This is a genomic window from Coleofasciculus sp. E1-EBD-02 (assembly GCF_040218245.1).
Classification (GTDB): domain Bacteria; phylum Cyanobacteriota; class Cyanobacteriia; order Cyanobacteriales; family Coleofasciculaceae; genus Coleofasciculus.
This window is the reverse complement of sequence record NZ_JAVJQN010000054.1, coordinates 1-25,362: the sequence shown is the minus strand read 5'-3', so window position 1 is coordinate 25,362 and position 25,362 is coordinate 1. Positions and strand designations below refer to the sequence as shown.

Annotated in this window: 27 protein-coding genes; 13 read left to right on the top strand and 14 right to left on the bottom strand. The window is 44.7% G+C overall.

What is annotated here, in order from left to right:
• Positions 1–134: 134 nt before the first annotated feature.
• From RIC07_RS09445 to RIC07_RS09435, 3 genes are all read left to right on the top strand, one after another.
• Positions 135–497, top strand: a complete 363-nt coding sequence (locus RIC07_RS09445) for a hypothetical protein (RefSeq protein ID WP_446394288.1) — start codon at positions 135–137, stop codon at positions 495–497.
• A 215-nt stretch (positions 498–712) separates the two neighbouring features.
• A complete protein-coding gene (locus RIC07_RS09440; RefSeq protein WP_446394287.1) occupies positions 713–2,107 on the top strand; it encodes a hypothetical protein in 1,395 nt (464 codons plus the stop codon).
• 169 nt (positions 2,108–2,276) lie between these two features.
• A complete protein-coding gene (locus tag RIC07_RS09435) occupies positions 2,277–3,989 on the top strand; it encodes a helicase HerA domain-containing protein (protein ID WP_446394286.1) in 1,713 nt (570 codons plus the stop codon).
• Between the two features lie 180 nt (positions 3,990–4,169).
• On the opposite strand, the gene RIC07_RS09430 is transcribed toward RIC07_RS09435, so the two are convergent.
• From RIC07_RS09430 to RIC07_RS09415, 4 genes are all read right to left on the bottom strand, one after another.
• On the bottom strand, positions 4,170–5,069 hold the full coding sequence (locus tag RIC07_RS09430) for a hypothetical protein (RefSeq protein WP_446394285.1): 900 nt from the start codon (positions 5,067–5,069) through the stop codon (positions 4,170–4,172).
• Between the two features lie 155 nt (positions 5,070–5,224).
• On the bottom strand, positions 5,225–5,791 hold the full coding sequence (locus tag RIC07_RS09425; RefSeq protein WP_446394284.1) for a Uma2 family endonuclease: 567 nt from the start codon (positions 5,789–5,791) through the stop codon (positions 5,225–5,227).
• Between the two features lie 106 nt (positions 5,792–5,897).
• Positions 5,898–6,245: a translation initiation factor gene (locus RIC07_RS09420; RefSeq protein ID WP_446394289.1), complete on the bottom strand. Its 348-nt coding sequence runs from the start codon at positions 6,243–6,245 to the stop codon at positions 5,898–5,900.
• Positions 6,246–6,413: 168 nt separating this feature from the next.
• Positions 6,414–7,622 carry a NupC/NupG family nucleoside CNT transporter gene (locus RIC07_RS09415; protein WP_446394283.1) on the bottom strand — a complete coding sequence of 403 codons (1,209 nt, stop codon included), beginning with the start codon at positions 7,620–7,622 and terminating at the stop codon, positions 6,414–6,416.
• A 243-nt stretch (positions 7,623–7,865) separates the two neighbouring features.
• Between RIC07_RS09415 and RIC07_RS09410 the strand changes: the two genes are divergently transcribed.
• The 6 genes from RIC07_RS09410 to RIC07_RS09385 all read left to right on the top strand — a co-directional run bounded on the left by RIC07_RS09410 (position 7,866) and on the right by RIC07_RS09385 (position 14,717).
• On the top strand, positions 7,866–12,083 hold the full coding sequence (locus RIC07_RS09410) for a PAS domain S-box protein (RefSeq protein WP_446394282.1): 4,218 nt from the start codon (positions 7,866–7,868) through the stop codon (positions 12,081–12,083).
• Between the two features lie 108 nt (positions 12,084–12,191).
• Positions 12,192–12,683 carry a DUF4365 domain-containing protein gene (locus RIC07_RS09405; protein WP_446394281.1) on the top strand — a complete coding sequence of 164 codons (492 nt, stop codon included), beginning with the start codon at positions 12,192–12,194 and terminating at the stop codon, positions 12,681–12,683.
• A complete protein-coding gene (locus RIC07_RS09400; protein WP_446394280.1) occupies positions 12,667–12,978 on the top strand; it encodes a DUF4365 domain-containing protein in 312 nt (103 codons plus the stop codon). The genes RIC07_RS09405 and RIC07_RS09400 overlap by 17 nt, the downstream gene beginning before the upstream one ends.
• A complete protein-coding gene (locus tag RIC07_RS09395; protein WP_446394279.1) occupies positions 12,975–13,523 on the top strand; it encodes a hypothetical protein in 549 nt (182 codons plus the stop codon). The genes RIC07_RS09400 and RIC07_RS09395 overlap by 4 nt, the downstream gene beginning before the upstream one ends.
• 154 nt (positions 13,524–13,677) lie before the next feature.
• Complete coding sequence (locus tag RIC07_RS09390; protein WP_446394278.1) at positions 13,678–14,181, top strand: DUF4365 domain-containing protein; 504 nt, start codon at positions 13,678–13,680, stop codon at positions 14,179–14,181.
• Positions 14,178–14,717, top strand: coding sequence for a hypothetical protein (locus RIC07_RS09385; protein ID WP_446394277.1), 540 nt, complete (start codon positions 14,178–14,180; stop codon positions 14,715–14,717). Before RIC07_RS09390 ends, RIC07_RS09385 begins: the two co-directional genes overlap by 4 nt.
• Before the next feature lie 98 nt (positions 14,718–14,815).
• Here the strand turns inward: RIC07_RS09385 and RIC07_RS09380 are convergent, their stop codons facing one another.
• The 8 genes from RIC07_RS09380 to RIC07_RS09345 form a co-directional block, all read right to left on the bottom strand.
• Positions 14,816–15,250: a YidH family protein gene (locus RIC07_RS09380; RefSeq protein ID WP_446394276.1), complete on the bottom strand. Its 435-nt coding sequence runs from the start codon at positions 15,248–15,250 to the stop codon at positions 14,816–14,818.
• Positions 15,251–15,363: 113 nt separating this feature from the next.
• Positions 15,364–16,014: a HEAT repeat domain-containing protein gene (locus RIC07_RS09375; protein ID WP_446394275.1), complete on the bottom strand. Its 651-nt coding sequence runs from the start codon at positions 16,012–16,014 to the stop codon at positions 15,364–15,366.
• Between the two features lie 60 nt (positions 16,015–16,074).
• Positions 16,075–16,890, bottom strand: coding sequence for a HEAT repeat domain-containing protein (locus RIC07_RS09370; RefSeq protein ID WP_446394274.1), 816 nt, complete (start codon positions 16,888–16,890; stop codon positions 16,075–16,077).
• 266 nt (positions 16,891–17,156) lie between these two features.
• On the bottom strand, positions 17,157–17,396 hold the full coding sequence (locus RIC07_RS09365) for a phycobilisome linker polypeptide (protein ID WP_446394273.1): 240 nt from the start codon (positions 17,394–17,396) through the stop codon (positions 17,157–17,159).
• 372 nt (positions 17,397–17,768) lie between these two features.
• Positions 17,769–18,638: a phycobilisome rod-core linker polypeptide gene (locus RIC07_RS09360; protein ID WP_446394272.1), complete on the bottom strand. Its 870-nt coding sequence runs from the start codon at positions 18,636–18,638 to the stop codon at positions 17,769–17,771.
• A gap of 37 nt (positions 18,639–18,675) precedes the next feature.
• On the bottom strand, positions 18,676–19,497 hold the full coding sequence (locus tag RIC07_RS09355) for a phycobilisome rod-core linker polypeptide (protein WP_446394271.1): 822 nt from the start codon (positions 19,495–19,497) through the stop codon (positions 18,676–18,678).
• Positions 19,498–19,599: 102 nt separating this feature from the next.
• Positions 19,600–20,088, bottom strand: coding sequence for a phycocyanin subunit alpha (gene cpcA / locus RIC07_RS09350; protein WP_446340617.1), 489 nt, complete (start codon positions 20,086–20,088; stop codon positions 19,600–19,602).
• Between the two features lie 89 nt (positions 20,089–20,177).
• The gene (locus RIC07_RS09345) at positions 20,178–20,696 is read right to left on the bottom strand and encodes a phycocyanin subunit beta (RefSeq protein ID WP_446394270.1); all 519 of its coding nucleotides are present in this window, start codon (positions 20,694–20,696) and stop codon (positions 20,178–20,180) included.
• 908 nt (positions 20,697–21,604) lie between these two features.
• On the opposite strand from RIC07_RS09345, the gene RIC07_RS09340 reads away from it, so the two are divergent.
• The 3 genes from RIC07_RS09340 (at position 21,605) to RIC07_RS09330 (ending at position 23,913) form a co-directional block, all read left to right on the top strand.
• A complete protein-coding gene (locus RIC07_RS09340; RefSeq protein WP_446377871.1) occupies positions 21,605–22,123 on the top strand; it encodes a phycocyanin subunit beta in 519 nt (172 codons plus the stop codon).
• A 78-nt stretch (positions 22,124–22,201) separates the two neighbouring features.
• On the top strand, positions 22,202–22,690 hold the full coding sequence (locus RIC07_RS09335) for a phycocyanin subunit alpha (RefSeq protein WP_446394269.1): 489 nt from the start codon (positions 22,202–22,204) through the stop codon (positions 22,688–22,690).
• Positions 22,691–23,130: 440 nt separating this feature from the next.
• Positions 23,131–23,913, top strand: coding sequence for a HEAT repeat domain-containing protein (locus tag RIC07_RS09330; RefSeq protein WP_446377867.1), 783 nt, complete (start codon positions 23,131–23,133; stop codon positions 23,911–23,913).
• 132 nt (positions 23,914–24,045) lie between these two features.
• On the opposite strand, the gene RIC07_RS09325 is transcribed toward RIC07_RS09330, so the two are convergent.
• Positions 24,046–24,207: a hypothetical protein gene (locus RIC07_RS09325; protein ID WP_446394268.1), complete on the bottom strand. Its 162-nt coding sequence runs from the start codon at positions 24,205–24,207 to the stop codon at positions 24,046–24,048.
• On the opposite strand from RIC07_RS09325, the gene RIC07_RS09320 reads away from it, so the two are divergent.
• Positions 24,194–24,811: a HEAT repeat domain-containing protein gene (locus RIC07_RS09320; protein ID WP_446394267.1), complete on the top strand. Its 618-nt coding sequence runs from the start codon at positions 24,194–24,196 to the stop codon at positions 24,809–24,811. The two genes, RIC07_RS09325 and RIC07_RS09320, sit on opposite strands and share 14 nt — an antisense overlap.
• On the opposite strand, the gene RIC07_RS09315 is transcribed toward RIC07_RS09320, so the two are convergent.
• Positions 24,808–25,134: a chromosome segregation ATPase gene (locus RIC07_RS09315; protein ID WP_446369125.1), complete on the bottom strand. Its 327-nt coding sequence runs from the start codon at positions 25,132–25,134 to the stop codon at positions 24,808–24,810. The two genes, RIC07_RS09320 and RIC07_RS09315, sit on opposite strands and share 4 nt — an antisense overlap.
• Positions 25,135–25,362: the final 228 nt, after the last annotated feature.

The following is a 25,362-nucleotide window of genomic DNA, read 5'->3' as shown; positions in this document are numbered from 1 at the left end:
GCAGTCGGTCTGTCGGGGAGTAAGTCATGGGGCTGCTCTAGATAAGTGGCGAAAAACTCGTAAGAGAAGTAACTAGGAATGTCCTATTGTGAGGTAGGAAGCCTACTCCATAATCTTCGATTTGGTGTAGGAGGATGTCACTTAAATGGTGGCGGGGCAAGCCGAGTTCGGATAAACAGCAGTATAAATCAGCGTGGCTATTAGCGGGAGCGATCGCGACTTTAAATCTAGTCTTCCTGATTGGTTTACCCCTATCACTCTGGCTGATCGGCGTCTGGAAGTTAGTCTATGGCGTTCTCCCTGTGGCGATCGCATTCTTGTGTCTTCCTGTGTTAACCGCTTTGGCTACCCTGGGATTACTGGCTTTTACCGTGTTAGCTTGGAAAAACCACGATTGGTCTTTTGGGGCGCGATCGCATTATTCTCTGATCACATTAGCCGCCTTAGTTTTCATTGGGGTGTTGGCGTACTGGAATTTACTCGGATTTCAATTCTAATCTTAAAGTCCCGATTTCCTGTTTCCTTAACATCTGTCGCCAGAAATCGGCAAGTCTATTTACCTGACATTTTATTGGGAAATGTAAATAAATATCACAAAATGGGGCATTTTGCGTAAAAGCAGCCGCGAAATTTAGAGTCACTTGTGAAGGTTCTTTGGTGTCTGCTGACGACTTCGATCTAATCCGAACGTACCCCCATTGGAGACAGGGCTATGGCTGAGCCAAACATGTTAAAGCTCGCTAAACAAGGTAATCCGAAAGCAATTGCGGCAATGATTAACCGCTCACTGCGAGCCAAGCACATCGTCGCCAAGGTTAATCGCCAAGACGATTGTTTGCAAGTCTTGGTGGAATCAGCGCAAGTTCCCAACCAAAAGGCGATGGTTTCTTTTATTCGTCAGGGTTTAACCAAGCTAGGCGTTGAGACGATTCAAACGGTACAAGTTTATGGGCGTCAGAAAGGACAAGACTCTTTTGCTTGGAATCAAAGCTTTGAGATAGAATCATCACCTCCTCAAGTCGCAGACGTTCACCATTCCGATCCTGATTTAAATCTACATCACACTCCTGAAGATGTTGCGGCGGAAAACGATATATCCTCGGATGTTGATGATATTAAACCCTCTGTTTCAGAACCACCACCCGGTTCCAATTTTGCCCAAGTTCCTCGCCATGCTGCTGGAGGATATACATCCTCACAGACTCGACAACCGAGTGACTCGACTCCACACCGTAGCACTCAACCCAGGCATTCCCAGCCTCGCCAACCCCTGAAACCCCTCAGTGTGGGTAATGTGGTTAGTGCGGGTCTGCGTTTGTATCGCGATCATTTTAAACTCTACCTTGGTATAGCTTTTCGAGCCTGTCTGTGGGCATTATTACCGATTTATGGCTGGGCTAAGTTCTCGGCTAACTCAGCGCTAATCTCTCGTCTTGCCTTCAGGGAATTAAGCGAACGTCCAGAGACAGTTACTCAAGCTCGTCGCCATATCAATCCTAGAATGTGGAGTTTCTTCTTCGCTGGAATTTTGGTGATCCTGATTTTTTGGGGAGCAATGATCGGGCTCAGTGTCTTGTTTGGTATTGTTGCTAGTGTATTGCCAATACAAGCAATGGTGATGGGATTTCTGTTCAACCCAGATCCGGTGAAGATTGGTATATTCTTATTACTGGCATTGGTGATTGGGATAGCCTTGATGTTTGGATATATCTGGCTTTATTCGCGCCTGTCAATTGTTGAACTTCCCCTAGCCATTGAAAATAATGTAGATGCGACTTCAACCATTGGTCGGAGCTGGCTCTTGACCAAGGGATTTGTCTTACGTCTTGTGGGGATATTCTTTGTCGCCTATATCATTACCATTCCCATTGCTGCTATTGTTCAGGTGGTGAGTTGGATTGTTCAAGTTGTTTTCGCTGCGATATTATCGGATTCTGGCTTCTTCGGCTGGTTGTATTTCTTACTCAATCTTGCATTGTTTCTCGGTGGTCTAGCTTTTCCTATACCCTTCTGGCAAGCCATAAAAGCCGTAATTTACTATGACCTTCGTAGTCGTAGAGAAGGGATGGATTTGCAGTTAGGGAATTCCCTGAACCGATTTCAATAAGCTAAGAGGCATTAAAATTATGTATTATCTGTTTCCTTTGCCCAAATCTTATTTATTCATCCGGTTTCCTGAAAAAAATTGCTAATTTACTCTTGAATCGAGGCAAAACGCCCAATAACCCAGAAGAGAACGATAAGATAGGCTTGGCTTCGTTCAAACCCTAACAGTGATGGATGTAGATAAACCCTTAGGTTCAGTCATTCAAGGTTCTCTCTCCGGCGGATTGGAAGTGCGATTGGAGGCGGATGTCTCCGTGGAAGATATGCGCGTGGGTAAGTTTCTGGTGGTTCAAGGGATGCGATCGCGCTTTTTCTGTATGCTGACGGATGTGGCGCTAGGAACCTCCAGTCAGCGGATTTGGGCGAATCCCCCCCATCCCAACGATAGCTTTTTACGTGAGGTTCTTGCCGGAAGCGGCACGTTTGGGACGATCAATTTAACTCCGATGCTGATGTTCACGCCAACGGAGGGAAAACGGGAGACATCCAATCTTAACCTGAATGGTAAAAGTCCTTTAGCGTCGTTTCAACCTCAAAGTAGTGAGGACATGGAATTGCTTCCCGTGAAAACAATTCCCAGTCACTTCTCCCAAGTCTATGACGCCAGTGAACGCGATTTCCGGGCGGTGTTTGGCTGGGAAGATGATCCCCATCGGCGGAATTTTTCGGTGGGTCAACCCCTTGACATGGACGTGCCAATATGCTTAGACCTGGATCGGTTTGTGGAACGCAGTAACGGCGTGTTTGGCAAATCGGGAACCGGGAAATCCTTTCTGACTCGCTTATTATTATCCGGGATTATTCGCAAGCAAGCGGCGGTTAATTTAATCTTCGACATGCACTCCGAATATGGATGGGAAGCCGTATCAGAAGGAAAACAATTTAGTACAGTCAAAGGATTACGCCAACTCTTTCCCAATCAAGTCCAAGTTTATACCCTTGACCCCGAATCCACCCAACGCCGAGGGATTCGAGACGCCCAAGCCATGTATCTCAGTTACGATCAAATTGAAGTCGAAGATATTATGCTGGTGCGCGGGGAGTTAAACCTATCTGAAGCGAGTCTAGAAAATGCGATTATTCTCCGCAATGAGTTTGGCAAAACCTGGATTACGCAACTCCTGAATATGACGAATGAAGATATTCAGTTATTTTGCGATGAGAAGCGGGGAAATAAGTCCTCAATTATGGCATTACAGCGTAAGTTACTGCGTTTAGATGAATTGAAGTACATGCGAAGTGCTTGTCCTCAAAATTATATTGACCAGATTCTGCAATCCTTGGATGCGGGGAAACATGTGGTGGTGGAATTTGGTTCGCAATCGAATATGCTCTCCTATATGTTAGCCACGAATGTGATGACACGCCGCATTCATGGTAAATATGTGCGGAAGGCGGAGAAATTTCTGCAAAGCAAAAATCCATGCGATCGCCCGCACCCATTGGTGATTACGATTGAAGAGGCGCACCGTTTCCTGGATTCAGCCACAGTACGTCAAACCATCTTTGGCATTATCGCCCGCGAGATGCGGAAATATTTCGTTACATTACTGATTGTCGATCAGCGTCCATCAGGGATTGATAATGAAGTCATGTCCCAGGTTGGCACCCGGATTACCTGTTTACTGAATGATGACAAAGACATCGAGGCTATCTTCACCGGAGTTTCAGGGGGACAAAGTTTGCGATCGGTGTTAGCTAAACTAGACTCCAAACAACAGGCATTAATATTAGGACACGCCGTACCCATGCCAGTTGTAGTACGAACTCGTCCCTACGATCAAACATTCTACACAGAAATTGGCGAACCCTCCTGGGATGAAAAGTCAGATGAAGAGGTATTTGCCGCCGCCGATGCCGCCAAAGCCGATTTAGGCTTTTAAACGTTCGTAGTTGCGCTTTAGCGCCCTAAACGTTAAAACACCCATTACAAGCTGCCTATCTACATCTAAAATTATGTACCTCCCAACCCATTAAATCAATTTATATCAAAAACGCTAGAGACATTCCAGTGGAATGTCTCTACTGGTTATAGGCAAAGTTAATTAATTTCAGAAACCCATTTAACGAATATTACTCGAATATTCGCGATGGAATTCCTCATAAATAATCCTTAATATCTTTTCCCGGTCTTCCATATCTTCAAATTGAGATGCTAACTTTAATATTTCCTTAATAGTAATCGATTGAACCTTCATATTAATCAAATAACTTTTAATATCTTTCGAGATATCATCAATAATCAAAATCACATTACCATCACTCAATCGTTCCCGGTCAAAATTACCTTTAAGTTCCGCATAAATATCATCCGCCACAGCCTTACTATAAACCTTAAGTTTCTTAATTTGATAAACTACGCCAAAATTAGTCGAAATATCAACTCCGCTATCATTAGCCGATGTGCGTGTATCTCGATAAAGTCTACAGGAAAATTTCTCAAGATGTACTTTAATCACCGCAAAGCTGAATATTTCAAAATTCGTGGAATTTCGACAAATATTCTCTTCTATAAAATCAATAAATTGATGATTGTGCAATGATAGTTCAGCTCGAACCTCCCGATTGCTTAAGCGAGGAATTTTGCCCAGTTTACTGCTAATATGTTGCTGAATTATTTCCGGAATCCATTGATCCAGTAATTTAGCATTATTTGTATAGGGTGACATAAATTCATATTCACCACTATTAATCACTCTTAATACTCCGTATTTAGGTAGATTCCGAGACGGATAGGCATCATAGTATTTACCTCCTATATGTAAATCGTGTTGCAAATAATCAATCATATCGTTAACAGTTCTCTGATACGCGGCTTTAATCTCAGAGTTTGAAAAAATAGTTTTTTGGTTAGATAGATATTCTTTAACCAAGGCGAGAGTAATTACAGGAAAAATAACCTTAGTTTGTGAGCGCTTCAACATTATATTGATGTTGTTTTTGCAAAAATTTTCGTCATTCATGAGATTATCGTAATCAGCCGCCTCAACCCCGCTTGGGTTTAAGCTAAAAGCTAAAGTCGTCTTGAGACAATGGGATAAGACATCTAGTCCATTTTAATGGACTTCAGCTATTAGCCCGGAGAACTCCGGGCTGATGAGCAGGGCGAAAATTTTAATTAAAAAACTACATCTTCATAAATCGCTACCAACGTTCCGGTAAAACCAATACTTTCGAGTTTAAATTCTTGCTGTATATGAGTATAAAACTGCAACACCCACAGCCCTTTATCATTGCGGCGGAAGCAATCAATTCGTTGCCGTTTGGTATTAATTAAGACATATTCTCGCAGACTTTCCAGTTCCTGATAATCGGCAAATTTATCGCCTCGATCAAATGCTTCAGTAGAATCCGATAAAACCTCGATAATCAGAGTCGGAAATCGTTTATAAGTCGAGGTTTCTTGATCCCGTGGGTCACAAGTGACCATAACATCAGGATAATAGAATCGATTCAGTGACTCTATGCGGGCTTTCATATCGGAAATATAGACTCGACAACCCGAACCTCGAACATGACTACGGAGTAGCGTAGCCAGGTTAAGGGCAATCGTAACATGAGGGTCACTTGCTCCCGCCATAGCATAGATTTGCCCATCAATATATTCATGTTTTATCGGACTCTGTTCCTCCATTATGAGGTATTGGTCAGGTGTAAGATAAGGATGTTGAGGAGAAGCAATCATCGTAGTTTTGTTATAAAAGGTTTTTCATAGTATAGCAAATGTAGGGGCGCAAGCCTTGCGCCCCCAACTAATTAGATACACTGACTACAACATTTTTCAAAAGGCGCTAACCGCCACTAATTTTGGCTTTATACCCCAACTGCGTCAAAATTTCCAGCAATTTTTGAGCATGATCCCCTTGAATTTCCAAGGTATCATCTTTAACCGTGCCACCACTACCACATTTAGTTTTAAGCTGTTTGAGAAGTTGAGTTAAGGTATCTGGTTTACATTGAAAACCAGTAATCACTGTCACGGTTTTACCCTTGCGCCCCTTGCGAGACGCTTGAACGCGCAAGTTTTGCTGATTGGGTGGAAGTTCTTGAACTGCCCGTTCCGTAGCCGCCGAATTACTACCAAATTCTTGGTAAGCTACACGCTTTTGGGAAGAGTTAGAGGATTTGCGTTTAGACATAGCTGTTAAATCGTTTTGTTCAATTATCGGTGAGGAGGGCGGGTTTTGTTGTTTCATTATCGGTGAAATATGAATTTAGTCCCTAAACCCGCCCCTACAGTGGCTTATTCAATTATTGGTGGCGAGGGCTGGTTTTAAGAAAAGACGTGCCATGTTATTTTATAATTTTTACAATAACATTCCAGCAATACAAGCCGTCATAAAACAAGCAAGTGTTCCGCCAACTAATGCTCTCACCCCTAACCGTGCTAAATCAGGTTGCCGATTGGGTGCGATTCCGCCAATTCCACCCAGTTGAATCCCAATTGAACCAATATTGGAAAAGCCACACAAGGCGTAAGTAGCAATAATAATTGACCGTTCCGATAGCTGAGATTGCTCAATCAAGGCTTTGAGATCCAGATAAGCAATAAATTCATTCAAAATCGTCTTTTTTCCTAACAAAATTGCCACCTGACCACAATCTGACCAAGGAACACCCATTAACCACGCCACAGGAGCCAAAATAATCGCTAAAATTGATTCTAACGTGAGTTGTGGTAGTCCAACTAATCCACCCAACCACCCTAAAATGCCGTTCACCATGGCTAACAGTCCCAAGAATGCAATCAACATTGCTGCTACATTAGCAGCTAATTTTAACCCATCCAGCGCCCCTGTCGCCGCCGCATCAATCCCATTCACTGTTGTCGGCTTCACCTCCAGGGTAATTTTCCCGGCGGTTTTCGAGGATTCTGTTTCCGGATACAACAGTTTAGACATGGCTAAAGCGGCTGGTGCAGACATCACCGAAGCGGCGATGAGATGTTCGGGAGGAATTCCAAAGGAAATATAAGCCGCCAAGACACCCCCAGCTACAGTGGCAAATCCCCCTGTCATGACGGCGTGTAACTCCGAAAGCGTCATTGTTGATACGTAAGGTTTGATTAATAGCGGGGCTTCCGTTGAACCGACAAATATATTCGCTGCTGCACTCAGGGTTTCTGCACCCGATGTTTTCAAGGTTTTGAACATTACCCAAGCCACCGCCTTAACCACTTGGGGCATAATTTTATAGTGATAAAGAATCGTGATGAAAGACGAGAAAAAGATAATTGTCGGTAGGACTTTGAAGGCAAGAAAACGCTCCTCTAAATTTTCACCCAAGACAAACTTTGCCCCAGCATCAGAGAAATTCAGGAACTGAGTCACTAACTGCCCTAAAAACTCAAAGATAGCCAACCCTGGTGCTGTTCTGAGAATTAACACCGCCAGAATTAACTGCAAGGCAATACCCCATAATACAGGTTGCCAGCGAATCCCCCGCCGATTGACAGATAAAACGTAGCCTAAGCCGATGAATACCAGCAGCCCCAAGGCAGAAATTAAGCGTTCCATAGTATTTCTCTGACCAAAAAATAGAGATATCCAAAAAAGTCGTCTATACTTAAGGTTTACTCATTGGATTTGACAGGTTTAATCCTATAGTCATTTCGTGGCGATCGCAGAAAAAAAATCATCGCCCCAGCCAGCCAGTATGAAGTATCCAGAGAAAAAATTAGATAAAACCCTGAAACAAGTCTAGAAATCTTGAATTAAATAGGAAGACAGAAAAACCGTTGGTTTCAGGAGCGCTTCTCCATGAGCATTGCTACTGCTTTTAAACTGAATCATAACAATGGTTTAGCGATCAATCGCTATCCTCTCACCGTGACACCTGATATCTCGGTGGAGGAGGCTTTAGCGCGGATGACTCAGACTCACAGCAGTTGTCTACTTGTACTAGCCAATCATCAACCGAATAGTCCGGTTGTAGGTATTTTTACTGAACGAGATACCGTGCAACTCATTGCTTCCGGTGTTGACTGGTGTACCCTATCTCTGGCGTCTGTGATGACAACTTCGGTGATGACGATCACAGAAACTGAAGCCCAAGATATTGTTACCGTGATTAATCGGTTGCGTCAGTATAAAATTCTTCATCTTCCGGTGGTGGGAGAGAGGGGAAATTTAATCGGTGTAATCACACCGCAAACGATTCGGGATGTTCTCCAACCCGTTGATTTACTTAACCACAAAAAAGTCTCCGATGTGATGGCTACCCGTGTGATTCACGCCATGGAGACAACTTCTATTCTGGAACTCGCACAAGTGATGAATGCACAACGAGTCAGTTGTGTGGTGATTGTCAAAGAGGCTGAATTTCCGGTTTTTCAGCAAAATTCAGTCAGGGCGGGTTTTGCAGAAACGTTATCAATAGCACAACCGAATTTCCTAAAACCGCCCCTACACACTCAAAACTTACTCCGCCCAATCGGTATTGTCACCGAACGGGATATTGTCCAGTTTGGCAACTTGGGATTGGATCTGGCGAACACCCCCGTTACCACCGTAATGAGTACCCCGCTATTACTCATTCAACCCACTGACTCGATTTGGAGTGCCCATCAACTCATGCAGCAGCATCGCGTGCGACGGTTGGCTGTGTCAGGTGAAGCCGGAGAATTGGCAGGTTTAATTACGCAGACGCAGATCCTGAACACGATTAATCCCATTGATATTTATCAAACCGTGGATACCTTAGAACATTTGTTAGATCAGCAAACGTCTCAATTACGCCAGTTAAATCAGCAACTGCGACAGGAAATTAGTAAGCGTGAATTACTGCAAGCAAAATTTCAATCCTCTGAAGCCAAAATCCGGGCTGTATTTGAGGCAATGACGGATATTGTCCTGGTTATTAATACTCATGATCACCAGATTCAAGAGATTGAAGTTATTCCCACGGCTTCAAATTGTCTGTATGAGGATACAACATTTATAGATCAGATCATCCAGCGATTGTTAGGAGATCCCCCAGAAACCGATTCAGTATGGGTGGAAACGATTCAGCAGGCGATCGCAACTCAACAAACCCTGACTCTAGATTACTGTCTGTGGCTACAGGGGCGAGAGGTTTGGTTTAGCGCCAGTATTTCCCCGATCGCGGAACACTCGGTTGTCTGGGTGGCGCGGGATATTAGCGATCGCCAACGGATGGAAGCTGAACTGCGAGAGAGTGAAGACTGTTTCCGTAAGGCGTTTAATTACGCTGCTAGTGGGATGGCGTTAGTCGCCCTCGATGGTTATTTCCTGAAAGTGAATCGTTACTTGTGTGAAATGGTTGGCTATTCCGAAGCCGAATTATTAGCCAAGACTTGCCCAGAAATCACCCATCCTAGTGATCGAGAAGCGGAAGGTGATTATAGCCGTCAACTCCTCAACGGTGAAATTCGTTACTACCATTTAGAAAAGCGATATATTCATAAACAAGGACATAGTATCTGGATTCTCTTAAGCGTTTCCCTGGTGCGAGATAGTCGGGGTAAACCGTTGTATAGTCTTGCTCAAATGCAAGATATTACCGAGCGAAAACAGATTGAAGAAGCCCTGCAAGGAAACCAACGGTTGCTGCGGGCGATTACTCAGGCAAATCCCAGTATCTTGTATATTTATGACCGCATCAATAAGCAAATTCTTTACTTTAACCGCAAAATCCAGAACCTGCTTGGGTATACACCGGAAGACGTGATCCAGATGGAGGATGATGTTCTGGTGACGCTGATGCACCCCGATGATTTACCGGGAATTCTCCACCATTTTCAGCACTTGGAAACCGCCCAAACTGACCAAGTTTTTGATTTAGAATATCGGATTAAGCACAAAAATGGGGAATGGCGTTGGCTTTCTAGTCGGGAGACGGTCTTTACCTGGAACCAAGAAGGGAAGCCGGAGCAAATTTTAGGAACCGCCACTGATATTAGCGATCACAAACAAGCTGAAGCCGCCCTGCGGGAAAGTGAAGAACGATGGCAATTAGCGCTTCAGGGGAATCAGGATGGGATTTGGGATTGGAATATCACCACGGGGGAAGCCTTAATCTCTGATCGCTACTGCGAAATCCTGGAATACGATAACGATCAATTTAAACTTGATTTTCAGGGATGGCAAAACCATCTGCATCCTGATGATATTGGCTTGGTGAATCAGAGTCTACAAGATTACCTGAGGCAAAAAATACCCCATTACGCGATCGAGTATCGTCTACGCTGTCAGGATGGAACCTACAAATGGCTACACTCTCGCGCCCAAGCCCTCTGGGATGACGCCGGACATCCGGTGCGAATGGTGGGTTCTACCCGCGATATCACCGAACGTAAACAAGCCGAAGATCAACTCCGCTACCAGAAGGAACTTCTACAAACCATCTTTGACCATATTCCGGTGATGATTTGTTTTTATGATGCCACGGGTCATATTCGATTAGTTAACCGAGAGGTGGAACGGGTTTTAGGGTGGGATAAAGGTGAATTGGATACGATTGATTTGTTAACCGAATGTTATCCCAATCCAACGGATCGCCAGAAGGTTTTGGATTTTATGTTCAAGGCTTCCGGAAAATGGCGAGATTTCAGCCTGCGGACTAAAAACGGTCAAATTTTGGAAACCTCGTGGGCAAATATTCGCCTCAGTGATGGCACCAGTATTGGTATTGGACAGGATATCACGGATCGCAAACGGGCAGAAATTAAACTGAGAAAGAGTGAGGAACGCTGGCAATTAGCGCTCTCAGGTAACAATGATGGGATTTGGGATCATAATCTGATTACCAATGAGCATTTCTTATCGCCCCGTTGTCTAGAAATACTCGGATATGACTATGAGACTATCAATACGTTTGACAAATGGATGAGTTACATTCATCCGGCTCATGTCTATTTAGTTCAGGACACCTTTGATCGACATATTAAGAGGGAAACACCTGATTATTCCCTAGAGTATCAGATGCGCTGTCAAGATGGGAGTTATAAATGGGTGTTAGTACGGGGACAAGCACATTGGGACAAATTAGGCAATCCCGTCCGCGCTGTTGGTTCAATTACCGATATCACGGAGCGCAAGCAGGCGGAGGAACGAGAGCGGCAAAAAACACGGGAGTTAGAATTCACCCTCAATCAATTAAAACGCACTCAAACCCAACTAATTCAAGCCGAAAAAATGTCGTCGTTGGGGCAAATGGTGGCGGGAATTGCCCACGAAATTAATAACCCCACCAGTTTTATCTATGGGAATATCGAGCCAGCGACGGAGTATGCTCAAACTCTGCTCCACTTAGTCCAGCTTTATCGACAGCATTACCCGGAACCTGTCAGCGCGATCGCGGAAGAACTCGATACTATCGATGTTGATTTTATTGCCTACGATTTCCCAAAACTACTAGCCTCTATGGAAGAGGGCGCGAATCGAATCATTAAGATTGTCCAATCCTTACGCAATTTTTCGCGTTTGGATGAAGCGGAGTGCAAGCAGGTCAATATTCAGGACGGGATTGATAATACCCTATTACTCTTACAGCACCGACTCAAAGAACAATCCCACCGTCCTCAAATTCAGGTGATTAAAGACTATTGTCAACTCCCTAAGATTAAATGTTATCCGGGTCAGCTCAATCAGGTGTTTATGAATATCCTCAGTAATGCCATTGATGCCTTAGAGGAGAAACTGGAAACTGACCTAGACTTTGAACCCAAAATTTGGATTCGCACGGCTGTGATTCCCGGTGAGGAAGGGTCTAAGGATAGCGAAAGTCAGGGTGGTTCAAAGGTGGTAATATATATGGGAAACAATGGTGCAGAAATACCGACCGAGGTTTACCAACGCATATTTGATCCATTCTTTACCACCAAACCTGTAGGTAAGGGAACGGGTTTAGGATTATCCATCAGTTATCAGATTGTCGTGGAACGCCATGGGGGTGAGTTGCGCTGTGATTCGACTCCCGGTAAAGGAACGGAATTCGCGATCGAATTACCGAGTTAGTGACCTAAGTAACTGGGGAAACAGCAAGTCAGGGTATTTTTGAGGTATTACTATGGTGTACTCTGACGAATATAATTTAATTCGGGATAACTGGACACAGGTTCAACGTTGCATAGTGGCGCAATTCGGGTAGAATACGCCGATAAAGGGGTAGAAGGTTTAATCAGGGTGAATATTAATATCCAAAAAGAAGAATTCAGCTATGCTTATTTGTATGCTGTTATTTCAGCAGCAGTTTACTCGTTCCAGAAATCCTCTAGACCCTTAGACGTTGGCGGCATAGATGTATCTATTACTGGCACAACTTCGGATGATTCTCTCTATGAACCCCAACTTGATTTACAGGTCAAGTCTACCTCAATTGCGTTCCTCAGCGATAATGTGATTAGATACCCGCTCAAACTGAAAAATCACAATGAATTAAGAAAAGAAAGAACCGTTGCACCTCGAATTCTTGTCCTTGTGTTAATTCCGGAAAATTTAGAGGAATGGATTCAGCAATCTGAAACTGAACTGTGCATGAGACACTGTGCTTACTGGAAATCGCTACGCGGACAACCCCAGACATTAAATACGGAGAGCGTTGGAAATTCTGGATGAGAATTATCTGAAGTATCCCCTAAAAATTAAGAATTATGAAGAACTGAGAGTTACCCAGCAATATCCACCTCTAATCCTCGTGGTTGTTCTAGTACCTGATAACATTAATGACTGGTTATATCAATCAGAAGAGGAACTCTGTCTCAAACGTTGTGGTTACTGGATATCCCTAGCTGGAGAAGCATCGACAGAGAATCAGGAAACTGTAACTGTATCTATTCCTAGAGTAAATAGATTTACGGTGAATGCCCTAAAAAGTCTTATGCAATGTATCGCCAGAGGAGAAGCTCTATGAATGTTACTGTAAAGGATATCAATATTCTGCAATCAATCCAACCTCAACAAGTAGCCAACTACTTGCAAAATCACGGCTGGCATAAACAGAACCATTTGCCGGATAAAGCCTCAATTTGGATACAAGGAAATAAGGGAGGAGAGTCGGTAACTATTCTGTTACCCCTAAATCAGGACATACCGGGTTTTCCGGTTTCTATGAGTGTTATTTTGGAAACACTGGAAACAATAGAAAATCGGTCTCAACTTGAGATTATTAGCGAACTTATTACTACAGCTAATAACATAAAAATTCTGGGATTTGTTAGGCAAATTCATACTCCTAATGCTGACCAATTAAGCGGGAATATTGTCATTTTAGGTGTAGTATGTGATCAACTTAGAGAAATTCAGATGGAGTTATTTAACCATGATTACATTCTTGCTATAAAAGCCTATCAAGAACGGCTTCCTATCGCTTGTACGGGAGATTTAGTTAGAGAAGATAGCTGCTTTTTCCTGAAAAATATCCGTAATTTTGCCCTAGATGAGTCGTGGAAAAACTGAAGTTGAGTGGTTTGCGATCGCGTTATCATAATCTATTCTTTTTAACTGATGCAGGCGACAGGTTTATCCTCAGCAAACAACAGTTGAGAGTTCATTGCTTAGGGACAAGATTCGGGTAAAATACTCTGATAACTGGGTAGAGGGTATAATCAGGGTGAATATTAACATCCAAAAAGAAGAATTCAGCTATGCTTATGTCTATGCGATCGTCTCAGCCGCAGGTTACTCGTTCCAATTGGCACCAAGACCCTTGGACATGGATGGCATTGATGCAATTATCGCCGCTACCGCTGCGCCGAGAGTAATGCGTCGTCCCCGACTGGAAGTGCAGATAAAATGCACGTCACAAGATGTACTGGGTACTGAGGGAATTAAGTATCCTCTCCGCGTGAAAAACTATGACGATTTAAGATACGATGAACCCTACAATACCCGAATTTTAGTTGTAGTTTTAGTTCCAGAAAACCTAGCTGATTGGTTGCATCAGTCGGAAAGGGAACTGTGTTTACGACGATGTGGTTATTGGGTGTCATTGCAAGGTCAGCCTGCTATACCTAATCAAACGTCTGTCACTATCTCGATTCCGCGCCAAAATGTTTTTACGGCTGATGCCCTGAAAAGGATTATGGACAGTCTGGGAAAAGGAGAAAGGTTATGAAACCAACGATTCAAAATGTGGATTTACTACTGGGTATACAACCGACAGAAGTGGTTAAATATCTACAATCTCATGGCTGGCATGAACAAAATCGGATGGAAGAGAAAGCTTCGATTTGGACATTGCCAGCTAATTCCGAGCCAGAATTTGAGATAGTTTTACCATTGAAACCTGAAATTCCTGGTTTTGCGTTACGCCTTTATGAGGTGGTGCAAACGCTAGAACTTGTGGAAAATCGTTCTTACTTTCAAATTTTAGGTGATTTAGTCACTCAAGCTACGAATATTCAAGTTCAGGGAATTATTACTCAGTTGGATAAGTGGGGTGAAGGTGGACGTGTAATTTTGATGGGGTGTGCTGTCGGTAAATTTCGTAAAATTCAGTTTGATTTAACAGCAGCAGACTATCCTTTAGCCGTTAAAGCTTATCAAGAACGCTTACCAGTAGTTTGTACAGGGGATTTAGTTAGAGAAAATAGATGCTTTGTTTTGAAAAATATCCGTAATTTTGCCCTAGATGAGTCGTGGAAAAACTAAACTGGAGTGGTTTGCGTCGCTTCTCTCCATTACCCCCTCACCACCTAACAATACATCAGGGTTAATTTCCGGTTTCCACTGTCAATTTTTGTAATTCTTCAGTAATGAGACTGTTGCTTATTTGGGGGCGACGCTGGAGGGCTGGGTATCTGATTGCGCCAAAACACAAACGGAAGACTTAGAGCTCCCAGAACCATGACTATCCCAGTTGTCATCCAAATTATCAGTCGATTTGGTCGATAATTTCCTCGCTCGATTTGCCAAAAGACTCTATTATAACGCCAAGCGGCTAAGGCGATTGTCACAATTCCAAAAATAACCAGCATTACTCCCAGGTTCTCAGAGTTGAACAGAGGATGTATTTCTGCTTCTGCTTGAGTCACTGCTACTTGAATTTGACGTAAAAAGATGCCAAATCTAGCAATAGCAAAACCAAACCCGATTAAAGCAATCGAAGTTCGCAGCCAAGCCAGAAAGGTGCGCTCGTTGGCTTGATGCTCCCGTTGACGATCGACTTGCGGCTTTTTATCCATAAAATAATCCCAATTAAATCCTTATAGTTAATCTCCGCCAACATACTGGCGTGGCACAGCTAAAATTGGGGAATAAATTTTACGGTTTGATGGGCGATAGCCAGTGCTACCACCTACCCAGCTTTTGCCATTTCCGGTTGCAGTTGCGCTAAGGCGAATTGTACGCGGGTGCGAACTGCCAAATCTGACTCACTATTCATCAGTTGCTCAAAATGAGCGATAATCTGTTGCCAATAATCCGGTTGTGTTTCGGATACTGCTGTGGCTAATCCTTGCAACCCCACCACGGAAGCATAACGCACTACCCATTCGGGATCATGGGAGGTTACCTGTAGCGTTTTCAGCACTCGCCCTTGGGCTGAGGGAATCTCTTCAGGAGACAATTTTGACCATTGTATATCTCCTAAACCTTTCGCTGCCGCACGACGCACGCTTAGGGCAAAGTCGGTTTCAGCCGCATTCAGTAAGGTATCTAAGGCTCTAGGATCAGCAAGTTGGGCTAAGGCTCGAATCGCCCAAGCCCTTCCCCCATAGTTATATTCATCAAGCAGGTTGAGTAATGGTTCTACCGCCATGTCTCCTAATTTCACCAATCCATCAACGGCGGCGACGGCGGCACCGGGGTTGTTATAACTGAGAACGGCAATTAATGTGGGTATCCCTGCTTCTATCTTGGCGTTGGCTAGGGTTCGCACGGCGGCGAGTAAGCGAGGGGCAGAATCAGCTTGTTCAACGGCTTGAATTAGGTTTTGGTCATTTGTCATTTGTCATTTGTTATTTGTCATTCGTCATTCGTCATTCGTCATTCGTCATTGGTTACAAGGCTATAGCAAGTCATCCATTAGCTTCATCACATGGATTGATCCTTCTGATAGCTGAACGGATTCGCTGGCGGAGTTTTTTACTTCATGCTCTAATACCCCTTTGAGGGAAATGAGCTTTAAACTATTTTCCGCTAAGGTTTGGGCGATCGCATCCGCTGCCTTTAAGTAGCCAATCGCCCCTAAATCGGCTAGTACAGCCCTTCGCAATTGTAACTTTTTCCCCTTCAGGGCTTGCACCAAGCGATCGCCATAGGCGGGATTCTCAGTTAACTGATACATGGCTCGTGCGGCGGCGTACTGTATCCGTTCTTGATTATGCTCTAGGAAGGGTTCGATTAATGCGATCGCGTCTTTTGCCCCTAAGCTGCCTAATGCTTCTATGACAGCATTATACGGTTGTGCTAAGTGTGGTGATCCGGGTACGGGTTTAGCTGCTTCTATCCCACCCTCTAATAACTGCATTAACTGAGGAACACAAACGGGATCACCTAACATTCCTAACGACTGCGCGGCGGCTTCCCGCACATAAAAATCTAAGCAGTCTAGACAGTTTATCAGTGGCGAAACTGCTTTGCGATCGCCCAACTTCCCCAGCGCCCGTGCTGCATTGCGTTTCAGGGGATATCCGCCCGCCTCGGTGCGATCTGCCTCTTCCTCTAGCGCCATAATCAAGGCGTCGATTACGGCGGCGTCTCGAATCCGAAATTTTCCCAGCCACCACGCCGCATAATAGCAAAGACTTAAATCATCCCTTTGCTTGAGGTTCGCCAGTGCTTGTTCTATTGTTAAAGACTCGCCACCACTCGATTGTGTCATTTGTCAAGAGTCATTTGTCATGTCATTTGTCATGCACTCGTCGGGGCGGGTTTAGTTACTTATGGATGAAGTATGAAACGATAGTAGTCAAACCCGCCCCTACAAACCCGGTTCCTTTGAACGAAGCGAAGGATCACACACCATGTCCGACTAGCGAAGTGAAAGGTCAACACTATTCTTAGTTAGCTGGTAATCGGTAACAGATAATGAGCATAGTATTTCCCCTTACCCCTTACCGTTTACCAGCTTTTGGCTTAATCCGCCAACTAACTATCAGAATTCACGGGATGAATATTGACAATTGTCCCTCCCATGCGGGTAATGCGGCGCATTTCTTCATTCATGCGATTGTAAGGCACTTTAATGAAGACACTGCCGCTTTTGCGAAAAGGGTATTCGTTTTTGTCATTGGTTTCGTTTTGACGCAAACCCATGACTTCATAGGTAAAGAAACGGTTCCCCGATGGGCTGTTAGGCGCACTGCTTGCTGCTACTTGACCTAGCATAGTAATCAATTCTCCTTTTTTTTATTCTAATTATCAATCATCCAAGTTTCTGATTTAGACCGATAAACAGCTATTTTTATCTGGCTTAATTCTCAACTTGTCTGCTCACTCAACATACCAATGGGACTAGAGTCCCAAGAGTTAGGAGATTAGAAATAATATAGCGATTTCCGCTATTTTCTCTCTAGTCCTAATCTCTCCAGTCCCCAGTCCCATCTGATCTGTTCAGATCGGTTCAATATCCCCTACCAACTCATGCCCTATTCATGACTTCCTGGCAGGTTATCTCTGCCAATCCCTAACCTCAACGAAGTAGGTTAGGGTCCATGAATCTGCCTATTTATAGCAGACGTCAACGTCGGCCTTCTTGGACTAAGCTGGTGTAATGCTCGCCACTTTACCCCCTAGACGGTTAATCTGTTGGAGTTTGTTGGATAATTCCTCATAAGGAACTAAGAAGGCTTTGCTGCTGCGACGCACTTTCGGATATCTGGGATTAATAATCCCCGCTACTTCGACCCGATAGACTTTGCCCTGTGTGCCATAAGGAACAGGACCCCCTAATGCCTTATTCGGGGTTCCACCCTTCCCAGACTGGCGATATGCCCAGCCTTCATTGCTACCCGATGGTCCAACCACGGCTGAAGCAAAATTCTGTGCTAAATCAGTCGCCAGACGTGACTCACTTCCTGCCAACTGAGCGCGATCGCTATTGGCATAACCGCGATACAGTTGGAACATACGGGTAAACCCGACGGTTTTCTGACCCCGTTGAGTGGCAAAACCGCGATAATACGGAACGATATAATCACCGAAGTTTTCTTGATACTCTGCACTATCGATGTAAGAGTCAATATCAGCCTCGTACCCTTTGGTTTCGTACAGATCCAGGTGGTAAATTACCTCAGACTCATCGTAAGGTGCGCGACCTAATAGGTGCTTGTAATTGAGTTCAATTACACGAGTTTGAAAATTGCCGTAGAAAAACTTGGTTTTATAAAGTTCTGATTTGGCAACGCAACGCACAAATTCGCGCACGTTAATATACCCGTTTCGCAGCAGTGACTCGGCACTGGTTAGGCGTTCAGACGCCATCACATAGTCATTGCCCAACAGTTGACGGTAGACGGCACGAATGACCGCTTGAATATCATATTCAACCCAATCGGGACGCAATTCTACCGGAGTTGGATTACTATACGCTTCTGTCCCTAATCGGGACGCTGCTGTTGTAATAGCCACTTAAATGTCTCCTAATTAAACGCCAATGTTGAAATCTTTAAGCGGGTATGATGTCTGTCACTTTACCGCCCATCTTATTGATTTGTTGTAACTTTTGGGAAAGCTGTTCGTAAGGGACGTAATATTCCGTCTGACTGCGGCGGATTCTGGTCATGCGTCCGGGTTTGGGGATTTGAATTACCCGCACGATATAAATCTGCTCACGAGTGCCGCCCCGAGTACCCACGATCGCTTGTCCTTGCGAATCAGCGTAGATCGGAGACGAGGTATTCAGCGCCACTTCCCGCAACAGACGAGAACGATTTCCCGCAGGCTGAGTGCGATCGCTACTGCCTAATCCGCCAAATAGTTGGAAGATCCGGCTATAACCCACGGTTTTCTGACTACGTTGGGTTTCAAATCCAATCGGATAGGGAACAATGGACTCGCCAAAGTTCTCTTGATACTCCATTGAGTCAATGTATGAGTTGATCTCCGCCTCATACCCCTGTTGATTGTACAAGTCAGTATGATAGGCAATCTCTGACTGATCGTAGGGCGCTCGTCCCAAAAAGTGCTTATAATTCAGTTCGATAAATCGCACTTGTGGAGTGGAGTAGAAAAACTTCTCCCGGTATAGTTCCGATTGACCCAGAGTTCTAATAAAATCGCGAACACCGATTTGACCATAACGCAGCAGTGATTCCGCACTGGTTAACCGCTCAAACTCCATCAAGTTATCGTTACCGAAGACTTGTAGATAAGCGGCTCGGATCACCAATTGCAAATCATCTTCTGTCCAATTTTGACGCAGCTCCACTTTGGGAGACTCCGCAAATGCAGCAATTCCTAAGCGCCTTGCTGCCGTTAAACTTGTCATCTTAACCCTCCCTGAAAATGAATAAAACGATACCCGGAAACGCAAACAATTGCTAACCCTTTTTGCTAACAACTGCTTGCCTTTCCGGGCAAGGCGATCAATCTAGCTCAGGGCGTTGATCGCATAGTCAAGATAGGAATTGGCTTCAACGGCAGGATCGCCAGACAAGCCATGGTTACCTTTGATGTACTTGAGGGCTTCAATGTACCAGCTAGGAGACAGTTCAAACGTGCTGTTGATTTCATCAATCCCAGCAATCAGGTACTCATCCATCGGACCGGTGCCGCCTGCGACTAAGCAGTAGGTTACCATCCGCAGGTAGTAACCAATGTCACGAGAACACTTGGCTTTCCCTTCGGGAGTAGAAGCATAGTTCGGTCCCTGCATCTGAGTGGTGTAGGGGAACTTTTGGTACACCGCGTTCGCTGCACCGTCGATCAGCATTTGCGCTTTGTCAGTTAACGCTCTAGCTGCCTGTAAGCTGGCTTGAGCTTGCTTAAACCGACCAAAGGCAATTTGGATTTCGGTGCTGCTTAAGAAACGTCCTTGTGAATCGGCAGCGGCGACTGCTTCTGTCAATGGCGTCTTCATCGTCGAGATATCTCCTTAATCTTTTGCTTACTTTTTCAAACGTGTTGATGAAGTTGAAACTTCAACAGGCAATCTTTTTTTACCTTGTTTTAGGCAACCGCGTTGGCAGCCATGTCAAAGTAGCTACCGATTTCGGACATTAAAGCGCTGCAATCACCAGGAGTGATATTGTTACGATCATTTGCCATTGCGATCGCGGCATCCTTCATTTTTTGCACGCCAGCAGCAACAGACGCTCCGGGTACACCCAGCGCTACATAAGTTTCACGCAAACCGTTTAGGCAGCGATCGTTCAGTACACTGGAATCTCCGGCAAAAATTGCGTAGGTAACATAGCGCAGGATGATTTCCATATCCCGCAAGCAAGCCGCCATCCGACGACTGGTGTAGGCGTTACCACCAGGAGCAATTAACTGAGGCTGTTCCGCAAACAAAGCACGAGCCGCATCAGCAACGATTTTGGACGAACTGCTGGTGATCCGGTTAACCGAATCCATCCGCTTGTTGCTTTCAGCAACCATTGCATTCAAAGCATCTATCTGAGAGCCGGTCAGCATTTCGCCTCGCGTATCAGCTTGGCTTACCACCTTGGTGAATGCATCAAACATGAACTCAAATCCTCCTTTGCTTGGTTGAGTCTAGGGTTTAAATCTAGACAGGTTAGGTCGAGACAGTGAAACCTTAACACCTCATCGGGTCTGTTCTCACGAATACCAATCACGTTCTAAGAAAGAAAACGTAAACGGAGCGTCAAGAAACCTGAGAAGATTTCTGGCTGATTATGAGAACCCCCCAAATAACGGTTGTTTGGTGCTTTGGTTAACATTTACCTGTCATCTTTACCCTTCAGGTTACTTTTATACAATGATGTTGAGTTTTTATTTATTACAAATTGTTAAGTTTTTAATCCTTGGCGGATCAAACTCGCCAATCCTGAGGATGCCCAAACTGCTCAAACTAGCATTACCAGAGGGTTACAGATTTCCGGATTATGCTACAACCCCATTATTCAGTTCTGTCTAGGGGGGGAGATCTTGATCCCCCTCTTTATCGTCTTTATGAAAAATTTGGTAATAATTACTTAAGCAAATATACTTACTAAAGATTACTGCCTGACTTTTTAGTAGCTACAAAGCAATTTAGTCTTAATGTTCTAAAGCTACGATGACTCTCTGCCCCTTAACACCCTTATCTATTAAGAAACATTACGTTGAGTGAGGTGATGTGCCAGACGGCAAGAGAAGGCTCAAAGCGTTGGCAAATCAGAGATTGCCCGTAAGTTTCCGGCGTCGTAGTCTTAACAAAAGTAAACTTTAAATCGCTGATTACTTTTCAAAATGTAAATTTTTTAATCAAGCGAACCATTCTTAGCCCTTTCTATGAGAAGGTTTGAGCAAAAATATGTACAATGACATGCAACTTAATATTTTTTAACCGTTAAAAATATTCAGCCTATTGTATAAAGAAACCTAGATCAATGATTCAAACAACGTTTAGCTAGGAGATATTAATTAAAATGCTTGATGCGTTTTCCAAAGTCGTAGAGCAAGCCGATAAAAGTGGTGCCTATCTGAGTGGCGATCAAATCAACGCACTTTCAGCGATGGTGTCAGAAAGCAATAAGCGTTTAGATACGGTTAACCGTCTCACCAGTAACGCTTCCATGATCGTCGCTAATGCGTACCGAGAATTAGTGGCTGAACGTCCCCAAGTCTTCGCTCCCGGTGGTGCTTGTGACCATCATCGTAACCATGCCGCTTGTATCCGGGATATGGGCTTTATTCTCCGTTATGTCGCCTACTCTATGTTGGCAGGAGATGCCAGTGTGATGAATGACCGTTGTCTCAATGGTCTGCGGGAAACCTACCAAGCGCTAGGAACACCAGGAGATGCCGTAGCATCCGGGATTGGCAAGATGAAAGATGCCGCGATCGCTATTGCCAATGACCCCAATGGCATTACCCAAGGAGATTGCAGCGCTCTGATGTCTGAGTTAGCAGGCTACTTTGATACAGCAGCAGCAGCCGTTGCTTAAGGTCGAGTTTGAACGGCTTTTTGACAATTAAATCTGACAACTTAACCAAGTCAATCATTTAGGAGAACAAAGATACTCATGAAAACCCCAATTACCGAGGCGATTGCTGCCGCTGACGTGCGCGGTTCTTATCCGACTAATACTGAAATGCAAGCCATTTTTGGTCGTTTCAGTCGGGCGAAGGCGGGTCTAGATGCTGCCAAAGCGTTTACGGATAATGGTCAGGCATGGTCTGAAGCCGCGGCTAATCATGTTTATCAGAAATTCCCCTACACCACTCAAATGGAAGGACCCCAATATGCCTCGACTCCAGAAGGCAAGTCCAAGTGTGTGCGGGATATTAACAACTACTTGCGCGTCATCAGCTACTGCTGCGTCGTCGGTGGCACCGGTCCTTTGGATGAATATGTGATCGCTGGCGTTAAAGAATTCAATGCGGCTCTCGGTTTATCGTCCAGTTGGTACGTGGCGGCTCTCGAATTTGTCCGTGACAATCATGGTTTATCAGGAGATGTTGCAGGTGAAGCGAACATTTACCTCAACTATGCCATCAATGCTTTGAGCTAGAAATGATTGAGGCTACCTGGGAAGTCATGCATTCAGTAGAGATGTTTGAGAACAGATCTACACAAGCCATAAGCGGGTTTGAATAGTAGGCTCTCCTTGAGTTCCCTTGTACTAGCCTGTATCGGGTCTGGGGGATAGGCGATAAGCAGTTATTGTCTATCAATCAGACCCGAATCTTGTATAAGTAGGTAGGGACAATAAAAGTTAACGGCTGAGATTGTCATTTGTCATTTGTCATTCGTCATTCGTCATTCGTCATTCGTCATTCGTCATTTGTCATTTGTCATACTCGCTACCCTTGAGAAGCAAGCTACGTCATTTGTCATTTGTTTATGTAAGGGTTTGAGGTCTATTCACATAACTTAATATAGTTGCGTTTATTTCCACCAGCCTACTTAATATAAATAGAAAGTGATTTAGGGTTACGAATTTTTGTATACATGACTACCGCTTCTCCCCCCCAACCCATAAGTTCGGCAGAAACGGCGATCGCAGCCTTAAACGGAGACGATAATCAGTTGCGCTATTATGCCGCGTGGTGGTTGGGTAAGAATAAAGTACAGGACTCGTGGACAGTGCTCTGTGAAGCTCTCCAAGATGAAGCCTATCGTACTCAAGCGGGTGGATATCCCTTGCGACGTCAGGCAGCGCGAGCATTGGGTGAGTTAAAAAATCCCCAAGCTGTACCTGCGTTAATTGCTGCCTTAGATTGTCCGGATCTGAGCCTTCGAGAGGCAACGATTCAGGCTTTAGCCGCGATTGGCGATCGCACAGCTATCTCCCCCTTGCTGAATCTGCTAAACACTGAAGTCGAGCAACCCTATGAGGCTTTGATTGAAGCGTTAGGGACGTTAGAAGTTTGGCAAGCTCGTCCCCAGATTGAACCCTTTTTAACCCATCAGTCAGAACGGGTTCAATGTGCGGCAGCTCGGTATTTATATCTATTGACAAAAGAGCCGCAATATATTGAGCGGATCATTCAGAATTTGGATCATCCCAATATGTATTTGCGCTGGGCGGCAATGTTTGACCTAGGCGCGATCGGTCATTTAGCCGCAGCGCAAGCGATCATTGAGGCAAAGGTGCCGAATAGTTTAAAGCTGCTGAATATCAAGCGAATGTTAGAAGCCATCTTAGAAAGTGATCCGGACGCCGAAACCAACCAGCAGGATAAATGCCAGTTTCTGATGGACACGATTGATCAGTTGTTAATTCAGCTATAGCAGGGGAGATGGGGAAGCAGAGGGAGCAGAGGAAGCAGGGGAAGCTGGGGAAGCAGAGGGAGCTGGGGAAGCTGGGGAAGCTGGGGAAGCAGAGGGAGATGAGGGAGATGAGGGAGATGGTAGACAAAATTTCTATAGCCCATTACCCTGTTCCCTGTTCCCTGTTCCCTGTTCCCTAACAAATGACCAATGACCAATGACCAATGACCAATGACCAATGACCAATGACCAATGACCAATGACCAATGACCAATGACCAATGACTAATGACCAATGACCAATGACAAATAACAACGGACAAAAATTAAAACAAGCGGTTACGCCTAACGAAGCCGTAGAAGCGATTCATGAGTTAATTGCTCACCCGCAGCGTGCCAGTGATGATGTAATCACCGCCTTAATTGGGGCATTAAGTCATCATCATCCGGCTGTCCCCGCCGCCGCTGTAGACGGGTTAGTGGAATTGGGGTCAGCCAGCGTTAATCCTTTAATTGCTGCCTTTGAAGCCTCTGGAGACCAAGCGGTGCAAGCCCACATTATTCAGGCTTTAGCGCGAATTGGTGACCCAAAAGCGCTGAGTTTGTTAGAGGACGTTGTTGGCACATCCGTCGCCAATCACTGTCAAGGCAATGTCCGGCGGGTAGCTGCACGAGGATTAGGGCGGATTGGCAGTTTAGCCAAAGATGCAGCAATTATTCGTCAAGCCATAGACAAATTGACCTGGGCGTTACTGACACCAGAGGATTGGGCGCTACGTTATGCTGCGATCGCGTCCTTACAAGATATTGCCCAACCAGAAGTTATGCCTCCCTTACAGCAGGCGTTGACACAAGAGTCGGATCGGGTGGTACAAGCACGGCTCAATCGTGCGATCGCCCAGTTACAATTCAGCGTCTAGCGGCTAGCTGCCAACATTAGACTCACTTGTGCTTGTGGCAATGGTTTCGGTTCAATTCTCTGACAGGACTCAATCGTTTGAATGTGAGGTCGCACGGCTTTAAAGCTAGCCAAATTTAATAAAACGATATCTTCGTACACTGAATCATCAGGAGTTTCAACCGCTAAAATCAAATCGTCCAGATTATTTTGTTTGATAACAACATTCAGACATCTCAAAAATAAATCACGTTTCTTGTGGCGAACATTGACCAAGTACCAATTACCGTGAATAGGCGGCGGTTCTTCGGGTGGCTTGATAGGTTTGATTGGTGGTAATTCCAAAACGACTAAAAGTCCTTTCTGTTTGCTAACTTAAGATATCCGGGTTTCCGGGTTTAACCATTCAGGAAGATTATAGCAAACGGGGAGTTTCATGAACCGCGCCTTACTTCGTGAAGACGCGGATTGGCAGAGATAACCTGCCAGGAAGTCATGAATAGGGCATGAGTTGGTAGGGGATAACCACTTCCAAGCACTTCTCTAGCTTGGATTAGATGTAGGTCTAGGAAT

Bases quoted from the DNA above. Each gene is read 5' to 3' on its own strand.
- RIC07_RS09370 (WP_446394274.1), bottom strand. From the start codon at position 16,890: ATGACACAATCGAGTGGTGGCGAGTCTTTAACAATAGAACAAGCACTG.
- RIC07_RS09345 (WP_446394270.1), bottom strand. From the start codon at position 20,696: ATGTTTGATGCATTCACCAAGGTGGTAAGCCAAGCTGATACGCGAGGC.
- cpcA (WP_446340617.1), bottom strand. From the start codon at position 20,088: ATGAAGACGCCATTGACAGAAGCAGTCGCCGCTGCCGATTCACAAGGA.
- RIC07_RS09440 (WP_446394287.1), top strand. From the start codon at position 713: ATGGCTGAGCCAAACATGTTAAAGCTCGCTAAACAAGGTAATCCGAAA.
- RIC07_RS09445 (WP_446394288.1), top strand. From the start codon at position 135: ATGTCACTTAAATGGTGGCGGGGCAAGCCGAGTTCGGATAAACAGCAG.
- RIC07_RS09435 (WP_446394286.1), top strand. From the start codon at position 2,277: ATGGATGTAGATAAACCCTTAGGTTCAGTCATTCAAGGTTCTCTCTCC.
- RIC07_RS09385 (WP_446394277.1), top strand. From the start codon at position 14,178: ATGAAACCAACGATTCAAAATGTGGATTTACTACTGGGTATACAACCG.
- RIC07_RS09375 (WP_446394275.1), bottom strand. From the start codon at position 16,014: ATGACAAATGACCAAAACCTAATTCAAGCCGTTGAACAAGCTGATTCT.
- RIC07_RS09355 (WP_446394271.1), bottom strand. From the start codon at position 19,497: ATGACAAGTTTAACGGCAGCAAGGCGCTTAGGAATTGCTGCATTTGCG.
- RIC07_RS09395 (WP_446394279.1), top strand. From the start codon at position 12,975: ATGAATGTTACTGTAAAGGATATCAATATTCTGCAATCAATCCAACCT.
- RIC07_RS09340 (WP_446377871.1), top strand. From the start codon at position 21,605: ATGCTTGATGCGTTTTCCAAAGTCGTAGAGCAAGCCGATAAAAGTGGT.
- RIC07_RS09335 (WP_446394269.1), top strand. From the start codon at position 22,202: ATGAAAACCCCAATTACCGAGGCGATTGCTGCCGCTGACGTGCGCGGT.
- RIC07_RS09380 (WP_446394276.1), bottom strand. From the start codon at position 15,250: ATGGATAAAAAGCCGCAAGTCGATCGTCAACGGGAGCATCAAGCCAAC.
- RIC07_RS09365 (WP_446394273.1), bottom strand. From the start codon at position 17,396: ATGCTAGGTCAAGTAGCAGCAAGCAGTGCGCCTAACAGCCCATCGGGG.
- RIC07_RS09330 (WP_446377867.1), top strand. From the start codon at position 23,131: ATGACTACCGCTTCTCCCCCCCAACCCATAAGTTCGGCAGAAACGGCG.
- RIC07_RS09410 (WP_446394282.1), top strand. From the start codon at position 7,866: ATGAGCATTGCTACTGCTTTTAAACTGAATCATAACAATGGTTTAGCG.
- RIC07_RS09430 (WP_446394285.1), bottom strand. From the start codon at position 5,069: ATGAATGACGAAAATTTTTGCAAAAACAACATCAATATAATGTTGAAG.
- RIC07_RS09425 (WP_446394284.1), bottom strand. From the start codon at position 5,791: ATGATTGCTTCTCCTCAACATCCTTATCTTACACCTGACCAATACCTC.
- RIC07_RS09415 (WP_446394283.1), bottom strand. From the start codon at position 7,622: ATGGAACGCTTAATTTCTGCCTTGGGGCTGCTGGTATTCATCGGCTTA.
- RIC07_RS09320 (WP_446394267.1), top strand. From the start codon at position 24,194: ATGACAAATAACAACGGACAAAAATTAAAACAAGCGGTTACGCCTAAC.
- RIC07_RS09420 (WP_446394289.1), bottom strand. From the start codon at position 6,245: ATGTCTAAACGCAAATCCTCTAACTCTTCCCAAAAGCGTGTAGCTTAC.